Origin of the sequence: Halomonas fontilapidosi (assembly GCF_014192285.1) — a bacterium.
Taxonomy (GTDB): Bacteria; Pseudomonadota; Gammaproteobacteria; order Pseudomonadales; family Halomonadaceae; genus Halomonas; species Halomonas fontilapidosi.
On sequence record NZ_JACHXQ010000001.1, the window covers coordinates 447,375 to 463,735 of the forward strand.

At 60.6% G+C, this 16,361-nt stretch carries 12 protein-coding genes; all 12 read left to right on the plus strand.

Features of this window, described 5'->3' with window-relative positions; translation table 11 throughout:
• Window positions 1–13 precede the first annotated feature (13 nt).
• The 12 genes from cheA (at window position 14) to flhA (ending at window position 16,358) form a co-directional block, all read left to right on the plus strand.
• A complete protein-coding gene (gene cheA / locus FHR95_RS02110; RefSeq protein WP_183313174.1) occupies window positions 14–2,140 on the plus strand; it encodes a chemotaxis protein CheA in 2,127 nt (708 codons plus the stop codon).
• On the plus strand, window positions 2,137–2,634 hold the full coding sequence (cheW, locus tag FHR95_RS02115; protein WP_183313175.1) for a chemotaxis protein CheW: 498 nt from the start codon (window positions 2,137–2,139) through the stop codon (window positions 2,632–2,634). Before cheA ends, cheW begins: the two co-directional genes overlap by 4 nt.
• A 25-nt stretch (window positions 2,635–2,659) precedes the next feature.
• On the plus strand, window positions 2,660–4,309 hold the full coding sequence (locus FHR95_RS02120; protein ID WP_183313176.1) for a methyl-accepting chemotaxis protein: 1,650 nt from the start codon (window positions 2,660–2,662) through the stop codon (window positions 4,307–4,309).
• Window positions 4,302–5,717, plus strand: coding sequence for a methyl-accepting chemotaxis protein (locus FHR95_RS02125; protein ID WP_425485249.1), 1,416 nt, complete (start codon window positions 4,302–4,304; stop codon window positions 5,715–5,717). The genes FHR95_RS02120 and FHR95_RS02125 overlap by 8 nt, the downstream gene beginning before the upstream one ends.
• Window positions 5,718–5,815: 98 nt before the next feature.
• Window positions 5,816–8,005 carry a methyl-accepting chemotaxis protein gene (locus FHR95_RS02130; RefSeq protein ID WP_183313177.1) on the plus strand — a complete coding sequence of 730 codons (2,190 nt, stop codon included), beginning with the start codon at window positions 5,816–5,818 and terminating at the stop codon, window positions 8,003–8,005.
• Window positions 7,990–8,880, plus strand: coding sequence for a CheR family methyltransferase (locus tag FHR95_RS02135; protein ID WP_183313178.1), 891 nt, complete (start codon window positions 7,990–7,992; stop codon window positions 8,878–8,880). Before FHR95_RS02130 ends, FHR95_RS02135 begins: the two co-directional genes overlap by 16 nt.
• A 103-nt stretch (window positions 8,881–8,983) precedes the next feature.
• The gene (locus FHR95_RS02140; RefSeq protein WP_183313179.1) at window positions 8,984–10,045 is read left to right on the plus strand and encodes a protein-glutamate methylesterase/protein-glutamine glutaminase; all 1,062 of its coding nucleotides are present in this window, start codon (window positions 8,984–8,986) and stop codon (window positions 10,043–10,045) included.
• 56 nt (window positions 10,046–10,101) lie between these two features.
• Window positions 10,102–11,799 (plus strand): methyl-accepting chemotaxis protein, encoded by a 1,698-nt coding sequence (locus FHR95_RS02145; RefSeq protein ID WP_183313180.1) that lies wholly within the window; start codon window positions 10,102–10,104, stop codon window positions 11,797–11,799.
• A gap of 56 nt (window positions 11,800–11,855) precedes the next feature.
• Window positions 11,856–12,245, plus strand: coding sequence for a chemotaxis response regulator CheY (gene cheY / locus FHR95_RS02150; RefSeq protein ID WP_040187054.1), 390 nt, complete (start codon window positions 11,856–11,858; stop codon window positions 12,243–12,245).
• A gap of 38 nt (window positions 12,246–12,283) precedes the next feature.
• On the plus strand, window positions 12,284–12,973 hold the full coding sequence (gene cheZ, locus FHR95_RS02155; protein WP_246378314.1) for a protein phosphatase CheZ: 690 nt from the start codon (window positions 12,284–12,286) through the stop codon (window positions 12,971–12,973).
• A gap of 137 nt (window positions 12,974–13,110) precedes the next feature.
• Complete coding sequence (gene flhB / locus FHR95_RS02160) at window positions 13,111–14,280, plus strand: flagellar biosynthesis protein FlhB (protein ID WP_183313383.1); 1,170 nt, start codon at window positions 13,111–13,113, stop codon at window positions 14,278–14,280.
• Window positions 14,277–16,358 carry a flagellar biosynthesis protein FlhA gene (gene flhA / locus FHR95_RS02165; RefSeq protein ID WP_183313181.1) on the plus strand — a complete coding sequence of 694 codons (2,082 nt, stop codon included), beginning with the start codon at window positions 14,277–14,279 and terminating at the stop codon, window positions 16,356–16,358. Before flhB ends, flhA begins: the two co-directional genes overlap by 4 nt.
• Window positions 16,359–16,361 lie beyond the last annotated feature (3 nt).

The following is a 16,361-nucleotide window of genomic DNA, read 5'->3' on the forward strand; positions in this document are numbered from 1 at the left end:
TGGGGACAAGCGCATGGATATCACCGATTTCTATGACACCTTTTTCGAGGAGGCAGAGGAACTGCTGGCCGACATGGAGCGCCACCTTCTCGAGATCGACCTCGAGGAACCCGATGCCGAACAGCTCAATGCGATCTTCCGTGCCGCACACTCGATCAAGGGGGGAGCCGGTACCTTCGGCTTCGATGTGCTGCAAAAGACAACGCATCTCCTAGAGAACCTACTTGATCACGCGCGCCGCGGGGAAATGCCCCTGCGTCGGGACATCGTTGATACATTTCTGGAAACCAAGGACATGCTGCACGATCAGCTAGACGCCTATCGCAATCAGGAAGAACCCGACCAGGCCGCCTTCACCCGTATCTGCCAGACCTTGCAGCAGCTGGCCCGTGAGGAGATTGGCCAGGAACTCGAGGCCGCCGCTAGCGCGCCGGAAGACACGGGCAACGCCCCAACTGCGACTCCCCCGGCACACACTGCCGATACCACCACTGACAACGTGGCAGTTGCATCGCCAACGAGTGAGCAGCTACTCGCTGTGGCCCTGCTCAACGTAGGCGAGAAGGACCGCGGCTTGCTGGTCGAAGAGCTAGGCCAGTTAGGCACGGTCCAAGGACATCACGGCGACGAAGAGTGCTACGAGGTCACGCTCCTCACTGGCGTCAGTCGGGACGACATCGAAGCCGTGATGTGCTTTATCGTGGAACCCGAACAGCTACAGATTCGTCACGCTGAAAACGAGGAGAGTGTGCCGGAGGCCTCACCACAAGCGCCTCCTCAGTCGGAAAAAGACCCAGCCTCGCCCGCCAAGTCGGAGACGGCCACCTCCCCTGCCCTCCTCACCACGGGGGGAGCATCCGAGAGTGGCAGGCCCAAGGCAAAGAAGGCCAAGGCTGGCGGTGAATCGAGTTCGATCCGGGTCTCGGTGGACAAGGTTGACCAGATCATCAACCTGGTCGGAGAACTGATCATCACTCAGTCGATGCTCGATCAGACCGTCAGCGAGCTGGATGGGGTGACACATGGCGGCTTGTTGAATGGCATGAACCTGCTCCAACGCAATGCTCGAGACCTTCAGGAAGCGGTCATGTCGGTGCGTATGGTTCCCATGGATTACGTGTTCAGCCGCTATCCGCGCCTGGTACGCGATCTGGCCGGCAAGCTCGACAAGGAGGTGGAACTGGTCACCGAGGGCGAGTCTACCGAGCTCGACAAGAGCCTCACCGAGCGCATCATCGACCCCCTCACCCACCTGGTGCGGAACAGTCTCGATCACGGCATAGAGGATCCGGACACGCGCGAGGCGGCCGGCAAGCCACGCATCGGCCGTCTGACCCTCTCGGCTCAACACCAGGGCGGCAACATTCTCATCGAGGTCATTGACGATGGCGCCGGGCTGGACCGCGACAGACTGCTTGCCAAGGCCCACGAAAGCGGCCTTTCAGTTTCAGATAGCATGAGCGACGACGAGGTCTGGCAGCTGATCTTTGCGCCTGGCTTCTCCACCGCCAAGCAAGTCAGCGACGTCTCCGGTCGTGGTGTCGGCATGGATGTGGTCAAGCGCAACATCCAGGGCATGGGGGGGCATGTCGAGATCATGTCACGTCGAGGACAAGGCACCACCACACGCATCGTTCTGCCCCTGACCTTGGCCATTCTCGATGGCATGTCGATCAAGGTGGGTAGCGAGGTGTTTATCCTGCCACTTTCCACCGTACTCGAATCTCTGCAGCCATCTCGGGAAGACCTGTATGCCATGGCCGGCGACGACGTCGTGCTCAAGGTTCGCGACGAGTACCTGCCAGTAGTTGCGGTGCATGAGGCACTGGATGTGAAGGGCGCCAAGACACAACTGAAAGAGACCATCGCAGTAATCGTCCAAGGCGAGGGACGGCGTTATGCTCTTCTGGTTGACGATCTGATTGGTCAGCAGCAAGTCGTGGTAAAGAATCTGGAAACCAACTATCGCAAGGTGCCAGGGGTTTCGGCGGCGACCATTCTCGGCGATGGCAGTGTGGCCCTGATCCTGGATATCGCCGACCTGCATCGCCTGAGCCGAGCCAAGAAGGAAGCACGCCGTCCACAGCGCGCCTCAATCGATTACGAGACACTGCTTCAACAAGAGAGGGAGCCATCATGACCAGCCTGTCACAACACGCCGACTATGCCACATCCGAGGCCCAAAACCGGGAATTTCTGGTGTTCTCCCTGGGGGAAGAAGAGTACGCCATCGACATCCTTAAGGTGCAGGAGATCCGGGGCTACGAGAACGTCACGCGTATCGCCAATGCGCCGGAATTCATCAAGGGTGTAACCAACCTACGCGGCATTATCGTGCCCATCGTCGACCTTCGCATCAAGTTCCATCTCGACAAGGTCGAGTACGGCGGCCAGACGGTGGTGATCGTGGTGAACGTCGGTGAGCGCGTGGTGGGCATCGTGGTCGATGGCGTGTCGGATGTCATGACTCTCACGCCGGAGCAGATCAAGCCGGCTCCCGAGTTCGGCGTGACCCTGTCATCGGACTTCCTGAGTGGGCTGGGCAGCCTCGAGGACCGCATGCTGGTGCTGGTTGATATCGACAAACTCCTCACCAGCGAGGAAATGGCGCTGGTCGATCGTAGTAGCAACTAAGGCAAGCTCAAGCAGGGTAAGACGCATGCAAAAGATGACAATGACAAAGAAGCTCTGGGGCTCACTCGGCATCATCTGGGTGGCAATGCTGGTGCTGGTCGGCTGGGGCGCATGGGAAACGCGATTGACCATGCTGGAGGAACGCCGCAATGCCATGGGTGACTATGTCGACATGGCCATCAATGTTATTGGCGACCACGCAGAGCGCAGCGAACGTGGCGAGTTACCCCTCGCAGAGGCAAAACGCCGGGCAGCCTCGGCGGTACGCGAAATGACCTACGACCAGGGGCGCGGCTATCTCTACATCTTCAATGGCGACTATGAGCTTCTTGCTCACCCACGCCTGCCGGTCGGTACGTCAGTCGCCGATTTCCAGAATGAAGAAGGACGATACCTGTTCCGAGAATTCGTCGAGGATGTCAAAACCGATGACGGCGTCGTGGATTACCTATGGGCACATGCCTCCGATGAGGACGCCCTGGCCGAAAAGTCTTCGCTGAATGTCCTGTTCGAGGAGTGGGGGTGGTATATCGGCACGGGGGTGTATGTCGACGACATCGACAGTGCCTTTCTGGCCAGCCTGACCCACTATCTTCTCGCCTTGCTGGGTATCGGCATTCCGGTATCGCTACTGATGGGTCTGGTCATTCGCGGTGTTACGCGCCGCCTTGGCGGCGACCCTCACTATGCAGCCGAGATGGTACGCGAAATCGCCGAGGGTCGTCTTGACCATGCCATACGCCTAGGAGACAAGGATCGAGATAGTCTGCTCTTCGACATCGAGAGAATGCGCGCGGCACTGGCAGGCACCATCGGCGACATCCATCGCAGTACCGACGAGGTCAATGGTGTTGTCGAAGAGATCGGTGCCGGCAATGATGAGCTGGCGACACGGACCGAGCAGCAGGCTGCATCACTCGCCGAAACCGCTTCCAGCATGGAGCAGTTGACCGCAACGGTTAAGCAGAATGCGGAGCATTCCGGCAAGGCACGTGAACTGGCAGGCGAGACGGCCTCGAATGCCGCCCGTGGCCATGAGTCCATGGCGCGAGTAGAGGCCTCGATGAGCGGCATCAACGAAAGCGCGGGCCAGATGAGCACGATCGTCGACACTATCGACTCCATCGCCTTCCAGACCAATATCCTGGCGCTCAACGCCTCGGTGGAAGCGGCTCGTGCCGGCGAGCACGGCCGCGGCTTTGCCGTGGTCGCTGAGGAAGTGCGCAACCTGGCCAGCCGAAGCTCGCAGGCCGCCCAGGAAATCAAGGCACTGATTGAAACCTCCGACGGCAAGGTCGTCGAAGGAACTCGAATGGTCCAGGAAACCGGGAAGATCATCGAGATCATGGTCACCGATATCCAGCAGCTCAGTACGCTGATTGGCGAGATTTCATCGGCCTCCGAAGAGCAGAGCCATGGCATCGAACAGGTCAATGAAGCGGTGTCCCAGATGGATCGCATGACCCAGCAGAATGCCGGCCTCGTGGAAGAACATAGCGCGGCGTCGCAACGCCTGATTGTCCAGAGTCACCAATTGCGTGATCACGTGGCCCGCTTCAGCATCGCCGCCTCAGGTAGGCGACAGGGCACCAGCGAGACGCTCGAGGCATCGCCAGACACGGAACAACGGCAATCCGTCGCTGACAGTTCACAATATGAAATGGCGGATGCCTGACGAGTCAGGTCGACCAATCACCGGCGGCTATCTCGCCGCAAGCGACAGGGAGTGGGAAGTGAGGATACTCGACAACATGTCTGTGCGGGTCAGCTGGCTGCTGGTACTGCTCACCTTCACCGTGCTGATCCTGGCCGTCAGCCTGCTTGGCCTTTTTGCACTGGCGGAAGGCAAAGCGGCGGTTTCACAGATCGCTCCACATGCTGGCGAAACCGGTGCCACACTCGAAACATCATTCAGCAATTTTGCCGGCTGGATGCAGCTGGCCATCCTGGCGGCATTGCTGGGTACATTGATCACCGTGGTGGTGGTTTTGTGGGGCGTCACGGTCAACGTCGTACGCCCTCTGGGAGAACTGGTCGGCTACTTCCAGCGCATGAAGGAGGGCAACCTGGCCCAGAAGATTCCGCAACTAGGAGACAATGAGATAGGGCGACTTTATGCCTCGCTGGAAGAGATGCAACACGGCCTTGCCAGTACCGTAGGTACGGTGCGCAACGGCAGCGAATCGATCTACGTTGGCACCCAGCACATCGCTCACGGCAATAACGATCTCTCCGCCCGTACCGAACAGCAGGCCTCTTCACTGCAGCAGACCGCCGCCAGTATGGAAGAGCTCTCCTCCACCGTGAACCAGAACGCGGATAATGCCCGGCAAGCCAGCCAGCTGGCCACTGACGCCACACGAACGGCTCAACAGGGTGGTGAGGTCGTAAGCGACGTGGTCACGACCATGCATGACATCAGCCAAGGCGCTCATCGCGTCGCAGAGATCATCGGCACCATCGACGCAATCGCTTTCCAGACCAACATTCTGGCCTTGAATGCCTCTGTTGAAGCCGCGCGAGCTGGCGAACACGGCCGAGGCTTCGCGGTAGTCGCCCAGGAAGTCCGCAACCTGGCCAGTCGCAGTGCCAGTGCCTCGAGCGAGATTCGCACGCTCATCCAGACTTCGGTGAGTCAAGTGGATGCCGGCACGTCGCTGGTCGACCGCGCCGGCCAGACCATGAACGAGATCGTGGCCGCCGTTCAGCGTGTCAGCGACATCATGGATGAGATCGCCACCGCCTCCTCCGAACAGAGCAATGGGATCGCCCAGGTCAATGATGCCATTACCCAGATGGACCAGGTCACTCAGCAAAATGCTGAACTTGTTCTTCAGGCAGCCAGTGCTGCCAACCAACTGGAGGCTGAGGCCAGCCGGCTTAAGGTCGCTGTGACCCGCTTCCAACTCGAGGATGAGAACACCGACACTCAGGCTTCCCCCTTACAACAAGCCGACCAATCCCATGATCTTGCTCGCTGGATGCCGACCCTGATGCCGGCCAGGAAGACGAAGCCCGATGCCGCCAATGAGGGGCTTGAAAACGGACAGAAAGGTCGAGACGACGAATGGGAATCCTTCTAGGGCTCCCCGCCACGTCGACCTTTCGGAGCAGACCTAAGCCGGCGTAACGACATAACAAGCGCCAGGCTTTCGCCTTTTGCCTCAGCAGGAAATATCGCATGCGAAATAACCAGCCGGTCACTCAGAAAGAATATCAGCTCCATGAAGAGCACTTCCTGATCTCGCGTACCGATCTCAAGGGCCGCATCACCTATGCCAATCCGGCCTTCATCGACGTCAGCGGTTTCAGTCAGGAGGAGCTGCTCGGCGCCCCCCACAACCTGGTGCGCCACCCGGACATGCCGGAAGCCGCCTACCAGAACCTCTGGGACACCCTGGCGGATGGAGAGAGCTGGAAAGGCCTGGTCAAGAATCGGCGCAAGAACGGTGACCACTATTGGGTCGAGGCCAGCGTCTCCCCGATTGTCGAGAATGATCAGGTCGTCGGCTACGCATCGGTACGGGTCAAGCCGTCCCGGCAGGATGTCGAGAAGGCGGATAAGGCCTACGCACTGATCCGCGAGGGCAAAGGTAGACGCTTTGCCCTCGAGCGTGGGCAGCTGCGCCGCCGCGGTCTTGCCGGCCGCCTGTCGAGACTCAATTTTCACAGCTTGCGAGCACGTGTCGTGACCATGGTGGTGGTAGCCGGCGTGTTGCTCTCGGCGAGTGGCGCCATGGGGCTTTTCGGCCTGCAAGTCTCCGGTGAGCGCCTTCAGGCACTGGACCGAGACGGCCTGCAAGATGTTGCCCGTCTGCAGCAGATCGACCAGTTGGCCACCCGAGCTCACCAATCGCTCTCTCGAAGCGAGCGATTCATGCTGTTGGAGAACAGGGACCAGCATGCCGAAGAGCTTCAGGAGATCGAGACATCCCTGGAGACACTATGGGCCAACTACCGAGCCCGAGCGGTCAACCAAGGTGGACAGGGCGACACCTTCGATGACGTCCTCACGCAGTACCTGGAAGAAGGCATTGGACGGGCCATCACCCTGCTCCAGAGTGACGACAAGTTTGACTTGTTCACCAACCTGCCACCACACATTGAAGAGATGCAGACGATGGGCGGTGCGCTCTCCTCTGCCGTCAATACGCTCATTGAAGGCAAACAGGTGGATGCGGCAACGCTGGCCAATGAGGCCCGAGCAGAGCAACAGAAGATGCTGATGGTGCAAGCCAGCATGCTGGCCATCGGCCTCTTGGTGCTGTTGGTGATTGGTGCCTTGACCCTGCGCGCCATGTTGCGCCCGCTACGTGATGCAGAAGCCTTCACCATGCAGATTGCCTCGGGCAACCTGGCGGCCGACGTGCCAGCGCGGAGACGCGACGAACTAGGTCGCCTGCTGGAGGCCCTGAACATCATGCGCAAGAGCCTTGGCAGCATTGTCGATGACGTCAGCGGCGGCATCCGCGTGGTGACGCCGGCAGCGCGCGACATCGCCTCGGGCAACGAGGACCTCTCTGCCCGCACCGAGCAACAGGCCGCCTCGCTGCAACAGACGGCCTCGAGCATGGAAGAGATGACCACGACGGTTCAGCACAATTCCGACAATGCCCGCCAGGCCAGTGGCCTGGCCTCCGAGAATGCCGCTCGCACCCAGGAAACCGGCGAGTTGATGCACCAGGTCGTGGACACCATGGGGCAGATTACCGCCGAGTCACGCAAGATGACGGAAATCATCAATGTCATCGACTCGATCGCTTTCCAGACCAACATCCTGGCCTTGAATGCATCGGTCGAAGCCGCTCGGGCCGGTGAGCAGGGACGCGGCTTCGCCGTGGTGGCCGGCGAAGTTCGCAAGCTGGCCGGCCGCAGTGCCGATGCGGCCAGCGAGATTCGTGAGCTGATCGATGGTTCGGCCCGACAGATCGATGGTGGCGCCGACCTGGTTCGCAAGGCGGAGACGTCTCTCAATGCGGTCATGGAGGCCTCCACTCGTGTGAACGACATCATGGGCGAGATCACCGCCGCCTCCGAGGAACAGAGCAACGGTATCGGGCAGATCAACCAGGCAGTCGTGGAAATGGATCAGGTAACTCAGCAAAACGCTGTCCGCGTCCAGGCCTCGGCGCGCGCCGCCAGCGAGCTCGAGCAGCAGGCCAGCCTTCTCGGCAATGCCATTTCGGCCTTCCGCCTACGCGGCGCGGGCATGGAGCGAGCCCTCTCCAAGGCGGAGCGTCACGCTCGCCACACGGCCCCCGAAAGCAAGCCAAAACCTGGATCAAACGCTGATCAAGGGGACAACCGCCGGACGCGTCGCAACGACACGGAGCACCTGAGCGAGGCCGCCGAGGAATGGGAGGCGTTTTGAGCGATCCCCGAGACATCGCCGTGGCGGCGGAGGAAAAAGGCTGGGGTAGCGGGCGGCACGAGCGAGACCTCGAACTTACCGATGAGGATTTCGGCAGAATCCGCCAGCTTATCTACCAGCGGGCCGGCATTGTGCTCGCGGAGCACAAACGCGAGATGGTCTACAGCCGCCTGGCAAAGCGCTTGCGCCATCATGGCCTGACGCGTTTCGTCGATTATCTGGCTCGCCTCGAGCGGCAGCCCGATGCCCGAGAGTGGGAAGCCTTCACCAATGCCCTGACCACTAACCTCACGGCGTTCTTCCGCGAGGCGCACCATTTCCCGCTGCTGGCCGAGCATGTGCAACGACACTCCGGGAAGGTACGTATCTGGTGTGCCGCGGCGTCGACGGGAGAAGAGCCCTACTCCATTGCCATGACGCTGATGGAAGCCATGGGCTCGAGGGCCAGCCAGGCAGAGGTCATAGCGACGGATATCGATACCGAGGCCTTGGCCAGGGCCCGGGCCGGTATCTATCCCCTTGAGCAGGTTTGCAAGCTCGAGGATTCGAGGGTCAAGCGCTTCTTTCAGCGCGGCAAGGGAGCCCACAAGGGCTTCGCGCGCCTGCGCCCGGAAGTCACCGGCCTGCTTGACTTTCAGCCTCTCAACCTACTTGCCCCCCAGTGGCCTGTCTCGGGGCCCTTCGATGCCATCTTCTGCCGCAACACCATGATCTATTTCGACAAGACAACCCAGGCCCGGATTCTCGAACGCTTTGCTCCACTGCTCAAACCCGATGGTCTGCTGTTTGCCGGCCATTCCGAGAGCTTTTCCTACATTACCGAGGCCTTCCAGTTGCGCGGACAGACCGTCTATACGCGCAGAGGCCAACGGTAAACGTGGTGCACTATTAAAGTCTCGCCAGTTATGGCCGATAGAGGTCTCGTGGCCGGCCCGCACGGCTCCCCCGCGGGCTGCTGAGAGAACAGGAGATAACCTCTTGAGCGCCAAAAGAATCAAGGTCCTGTGTGTCGACGATTCGGCGCTGATACGTGACCTGCTGACAGAAATCATCAATCAACAGCCCGACATGGAAGTCGTGGCCGTCGCACCGGACCCCATTGCCGCTCGTGATCTGATCAAGCGTCACGATCCGGACGTGCTGACGCTGGATGTGGAAATGCCGCGCATGGATGGTCTCGATTTCCTCGAACGACTGATGCGTCTTCGCCCCATGCCGGTATTGATGGTCTCATCGCTGACCCAGGCCGGCTCTGAGGTGACACTGCGTGCCCTGGAGCTTGGCGCGGTGGATTTCGTGGCCAAGCCCTCCTTGGGTATCCGCAATGGCATGAGAGAGTATGCGTCAGAGATTGCCGATAAGCTCCGGGCGGCAGCGCGCGCTCGGCCACGCACGGCGAGGCGGTCAGACACCCCGGGACCCAGGCCGCTCAAGGCCCCCATGGTATCCAGTGAAAAGCTGATCATCATCGGTGCCTCCACCGGTGGCACCGAGGCCATTCGTCATGTGCTCGAGCCACTGCCCGCCAATAGCCCGGCCATCCTGATTACCCAGCACATGCCGGGCGGCTTTACTCGCTCCTTCGCCGAGCGCCTCGACCGGCTTTGCCAGATCACCGTTAAGGAGGCAGCAGACGGCGAACGCATTCTGCCCGGCCATGCCTACATCGCTCCCGGTGACGTCCATCTGAAGGTGGCTCGCAGTGGTGCCAATTACGTCGCACGACTCGACGACGGTCCGCCGGTCAATCGACACCGTCCCTCGGTGGATGTGCTCTTCCACTCTGCCGCCACCCAGGCTGGGCGCAATGCCATCGGCGTGTTGCTCACCGGCATGGGCAAGGATGGCGCCGCCGGCCTTCTGGAGATGCGCGAAGCAGGAGCCCCGACCATCGCCCAGGACGAAGCCAGTTGCGTGGTCTATGGCATGCCGCGCGAGGCGGTCTCGCTTGGGGCGGCGGCCGAGATAATGGCCCTGGAGGACATCGCCCCCCACCTGCTCTCTCTAGCATCGACCTCGGGGCGCGCCCAGCGGGTATAGATCCCTCCTACCGGCGCCAGGCAAGGCGCCTCATCGAAATGCATGAGGAAACTGGCATGACACGTCTCTTGCGCAACATCAGCATACATGCCGCCATGGTGACCATCCTGGCAGCATTCGTGGTGTTCCTTGCGTTGGTGGCCATTGTGGGTCAAGTGATCAATCATTCGGCCAACGACACTCTGGAGACCCTCGATCAGGTCAACGTGACCCAACTCAACGAGATCAACAGGGCGGATGCCCTGCTGAGTGGCGCCATGCTTGACCTAGAGGTAGCAGCAAACCACTTCATGCTGGGCAAGCGAGGACAAGGCGATGAGCGCCTTGCCTCGGCATTGGACCAACTCGATCGAGCGCAGGCTCGCTTCGACACCTTTGTCAGCGCACCTCGAACGGACCAGGGAAAAGCACTTGGCGCCCAGGTCGCGTCCAACTTCGCCGAACTGCTCGCGCTGGTCCGCCAGCAACACCAATCGCTTGACCAGATGGACACGACGGGCTTCAACGTCCTGCGAGAACAGATGGTGGCCCCGGCCGAAGCGCAGGAGTCGACCCTCACCGAATTCGTTCATTATGCCGACCAGCGCGGCGACATGATGCTGGCCGAGCACAGGCAGACGTCGGCCATGTTCCAGCGCGTCGAGATCGGCTTGCTGGCAGTGGTGTTGCTGATAGTGGCCATGATCTACGTGGGACTGCGCAGAATCGTCATTACGCCGCTCCAGGTAGCCGTGGATACGCTGGAGACCATCGCCAAAGCAGACCTCTCCGACGAGATTCGAGTGATCGGCCGTAACGAGATCAGCAAGCTGTTTGCCGCTATGCGCGATATGCAGCAGAACTTGACGAGAATCGTGACTGATGTCCGGGAGAGTAGTGGCTCGATCCATGTGGGCAGTCGCGAGATTGCCAGCGGCAATGCCGATCTTTCCTCGCGAACCGAACAACAAGCCGCTTCCCTGGAAGAGACCGCCTCGAGCATGGAAGAGCTCACTACCACGGTGAAACAGAATGCCGACAACGCCCGCCAAGCCAGCAGCCTGGCCCTGGATGCGTCCACCACGGCAGAGCGCGGCGGCGAAGTGGTAGAGCGTGTGGTCAGGACCATGCACGGCATTTCCGGTAGCTCGAAACAGATCGCCGATATCATTGGCGTGATCGACTCGATCGCATTCCAGACCAATATCCTGGCGCTGAATGCCTCTGTCGAAGCGGCTCGTGCCGGTGAACAAGGCCGCGGCTTTGCCGTGGTAGCGGGCGAGGTGCGCAACCTTGCAAGTCGCAGCGCCGACGCCGCCAAGGAGATCAAGGGGCTGATCGAGGGCTCGGTGAGCCAGGTGCAGGAAGGTTCGACCCTTGTGGAACAGGCTGGGGAGACCATGCATGAGGTAGTCGCTGCCGTTCGCCGCGTTACCGATATCATGGACGAAATCTCAGCGGCCTCGCAGGAGCAGAGCGATGGCATCGAACAGGTCAATCAAGCGGTAGGACAGATGGACCAGGTCACTCAACAAAACGCCTCGCTGGTACAAGAAGCGTCGGCCGCTGCCTCTTCGCTGGAAGAGCAGGCCAACCGCCTGGAGCAGGCGGTGACCGTCTTCAAGCTGACGGAGACCGTAAACACCCCGCAGTCATCTCCTGTCGCCGGTCACTCCGAGGCGCAGTCGATGAGTACCGCGCCACAATCGACGCCCTCCTCGCCTCGGCGTCCTGTGCGCCAGGCAGCAGCAGAAGAAGAGTGGGAAGAATTCTGAATTCTGTCGGCACTGAGGTGCCGGCGCCTGCACATCACAATTGAAGAGGATATCCAATGGCAAACAAGGACATGAGCATCCTGGTGGTGGATGACTTCCCGACCATGCGACGCATCGTTCGCAGCCTGTTGAAGGAACTCGGCTTCACCAACGTGGAGGAGGCCGAGGATGGTCAGGATGCCCTGAACAAGCTCAAGAATGGCAGTTTCGAGTTCGTGGTCTCCGACTGGAACATGCCCAACCTGGACGGGCTGGAGATGCTCAAGCAGATCCGAGCGGATAGCGCGCTAAAGGATCTGCCCGTGTTGATGGTCACTGCGGAGGCCAAGAAGGAGAACATTATCGCGGCGGCCCAGGCGGGCGCCAGCGGCTATGTCGTCAAGCCCTTCACCTCGGCCACCCTGGAAGAAAAGCTCAACAAGATTTTTGAAAAACTGGGCATGTAAGGCGGCCGGGAAGGGTTCGACATCGAGGAGCGAGGATCATGAGTAACGAGATGCCATCGCAGGATCTCCCCGGAGAGTCCAGCGACGAGCTGGTACAGCGTATCGGGCAGCTGACCCGCATGTTGCGTGAGAGCATGCGTGAGTTGGGGCTCGACAAGGAGATAGAGAGAGCTGCCGAGGCCATACCCGATGCCCGCGACCGTCTCAGCTACGTGGCGACGATGACCGAACAGGCAGCGGAACGGGCACTCAATGCCATCGACCGCGCGCAACCGCTGCAGGATGAGCTCAGCGAACGGGCAGTGGCGCTGGACAACCGTTGGGCGGAGTGGTTTGCCGAGCCCAAGGAGCTCGACGAGGCACGCGACCTGGTTCGTGACACTCGGGGTTATCTAGCCGAGGTACCGAAACGCACCCAGGCAACCAACCAGGAACTGCTCGAGATCATGATGGCGCAGGACTTTCAGGACCTGACGGGCCAAGTGATCAAGAAGATGATGGACGTGATCCGGGAGATCGAACATCAGCTCGTGCAGGTGCTGATCGATACCGTACCTCAGGGCAAGGCGCGCGAGGACTTCCAGAAACGTGCCACGAGTCAGCGACACAGCGATGAGCGACGCCGTGAGGAGGAACTACTCAATGGTCCCCAGGTCAAGCCAGAGGGCGAGAACATCGTCACCGGCCAGGACCAGGTCGACGACCTGCTGGATCAGCTCGGTTTCTAGCTCCCGCCGCCCTACTCTTTTCAGATGAGGCCAGCAGTCGCGGATAAGGCCGCGATTACTGGCCCTTTTTGACGCATCATTGCTTTCCCTTCCCCGACACAATGGCCAAGGTCCGCACGACTGCCCGGTGAATGGCCATGGCCGACCAAGATAGCGACCAGGAAAAGACCGAAGAGGCCACCCCGCGACGACTGGAAAAATCCCGCGAGGAGGGCCAGGTCGCCCGTTCTCGGGAACTGGCCACGTTCATGCTGCTGCTGGGCGGCGTCGCCGGACTGTGGTCGATGGGCGGCATGCTCTATGACCAACTTGGACTGGTCATGGAACAGGCCTTTCTGTTCGAGAGACGTCATGCGCTGGAAACCACCCCGATGCTTGCGCACGCCCTTGACCTGGGCCAGCGCACGCTGTACGCGCTACTGCCCCTGTTCCTGTTGCTCACCGTTGTCGCGCTGGTGGCACCGGCCCTGCTCGGCGGCTGGTTGATCTCGGCCAAGTCACTCAAGCCACAGCTGTCCAAGCTCAACCCTCTCAAAGGGCTTAAACGCCTGTTCGGTGTCCAGGCGCTGGTGGAACTGGCCAAGGCCATCGCCAAGTCGCTGCTGGTCGGCAGTGTGGCGGTGATATTTCTTTACCTGAACCGTGGTGACTTCATGGCCTTGATGGACCAGCCAATTCAGCAGGCTCTTGCCAAGGCGATGTGGATGGCCGCCCAGGCCAGCGGCCTGATGGTCCTGACACTGCTGGTCGTCATTCTGATTGATGTGCCGTACCAGTTATGGAGCCACGCCAAGAAACTCCGCATGAGCAAGGACGAAGTGAAGCGCGAACACAAGGAGTCGGAAGGGGACCCCCAGGTGAAGGGTCGCATCCGCCAGCAGCAGCAGGCGATGGCTAGAGGTCGCATGATGAGCAAGGTGCCGGAGGCCGATGTGATCATCACCAATCCCTCCCACTATGCGGTGGCTCTGCAATATCAGGAGAGCGGCATGTCGGCTCCCAGGGTTGTCGCCAAGGGAGCCGATGCGGTGGCCGCTCGTATTCGGGAAGTCGGTGAAGAACATGGGGTTCCGCGATTATCGGCGCCACCCTTGGCACGGGCTCTTTACCGTCACGTGGATCTCGATGCCGAGATTCCCGTCGACTTGTATACCGTGGTCGCGGAGGTCCTGGCTTGGGCGTTTGGCCTGAAAAGAGCCACCAGGGAGGGCGGCGAGGCACCGCCCTCCCCTGACAACCTTGCCGTGCCAGCGGCTCTGGAGGTTCCTGCAGACGACGACACCGACACCGACGAGGCACGTTCATGAAGGCCTTGAACCACTACCTGGGCCAACGCGACTGGATGGGCAATGTGCCCATGAAGCTGCTGGCCGGCCCAGTGCTGATCCTCATGATTCTCTCCATGATGATCCTGCCGCTGCCGCCCTTCGCCCTGGACCTGCTTTTCACGTTCAATATTGCCCTGGCGGTGATGGTACTGCTGGTAAGCATGTTCACTCAGAAGCCACTGGATTTCGCTGCGTTCCCGGCCGTATTGCTGTTCACTACCTTATTAAGGCTGTCACTGAACGTTGCGTCCACTCGCGTCATCTTGATGGAAGGACATCAGGGCGGCGACGCAGCGGGCAAGGTGATCGAGGCCTTCGGGGAATTTCTGGTCGGCGGCAACTTTGCTGTGGGCCTGGTGGTATTCCTGATCCTTGTCATCATCAATTTCATGGTTATCACCAAGGGAGCCGGACGCATCGCTGAGGTCGGCGCCCGATTCATGCTCGACGCCATGCCGGGCAAGCAAATGGCCATCGATGCCGACCTCAATGCCGGGCTGATCGGCGAGGACGATGCACGGCAACGGCGCAGCGACGTGGCTCAAGAAGCCGATTTCTACGGTTCCATGGACGGTGCCAGCAAGTTTGTGCGCGGCGACGCCATGGCCGGCCTGGTCATCATGGTGGTCAATGTGATTGGCGGCCTGTTGATTGGCATGCTTCAGCACGACATGGATTTCGGGAGCGCGGCGCGTACCTACACGCTGATGACCATCGGCGACGGCCTGGTTGCCCAGATTCCCGCTCTGGTGATCTCCACGGCTGCCGGCGTGACCGTCTCGCGCGTCACCACCGACCAGGACGTCGGTCAACAGATGATCAGTCAGCTGTTCGTCAACCCGCAGGTGATGATCCTGGCAGCGGCAGTGATGGGGCTGCTGGGACTCGTACCGGGGATGCCCAACCTGGTGTTCCTGATCTTCACGGCATTGCTGGGGGGGCTGGCCTGGTGGCTGCTTCGCGAGAAGGAGCGCCGCCTTGTCGAGGAAGAAATCGCCACGGAGCCTGAACCAAGGCCTGAAGCACCGGAAGCCAGTTGGGAGGACGTTCAACTCGTCGATACGCTGGGGCTTGAAGTAGGACATCGTCTTATTCCCCTCGTTGATGCTCGCCAACAAGGAGAGTTGCTGGGCCGAATCAAGAGCGTACGCAAGAAATTCGCCCAGGAGGTGGGCTTTCTCCCTCCCGTGGTCCACATCCGCGACAACCTGGAGCTGGGCGCCAACACCTATCTGCTGACGTTGAAAGGCGCCGAGATCGGCCGTGCGGAAGCCTTCCCCGGCCAATGGCTGGCCATCGATCCAGGCCAGGTGACCGGTGAGCTCAAGGGCATGATGACCCAGGATCCGGCCTTCGGTTTGCCGGCCGTCTGGGTGGACACCAGCCAACGTGAACATGCTCAGGTCTATGGCTATACCGTGGTCGATGCCAGCACGGTGATCGCCACCCACCTCAATCACCTGCTCCATCGGCATGCCGCCGAGATGCTCGGACGCTCGGAAGTGCAAAAGCTGCTCGACAAGCTGAGCCAAGAACAGCAGAGCCTGGTGGAAGACGTGGTGCCCAAGGCCATTTCCCTCACGGTTCTGCAGCGTCTGCTGCAGAACCTGCTCGAGGAAGACGTCTCGATTCGCGACATGCGCACCATTCTCGACACCCTCGCCGAACATGCACCGCATCAGCAGGATGCCAATGAACTGACGGCTCTGGTACGTATCGCGCTGGGCAGGAGCATTACCCAGCAGTGGTTTGCCGGCCGCGAGGTGCTCAATGTCATCGGCCTGGAAAACCAGCTCGAGCAAATACTGACCCAGGCTATGAACGGCAACGGCGGACTCGAACCGGGGCTGGCCGAGACGCTGATGACCCAGGCCGAACAGGCCCTTGAGCGCCATGAGGCAAGCGGCGAACCACCGGTTCTGGTGGTCCAGCACGGCCTACGGGCGCTGCTGTCACGCTTCCTGCGGCGACGCTTGCGCCACCTGGTGGTGATGTCTCAGGCAGAAATTCCCGACGACCGCACGCTGCGCGTCACCACGCTGCTAGGAGGCCGCTGATAG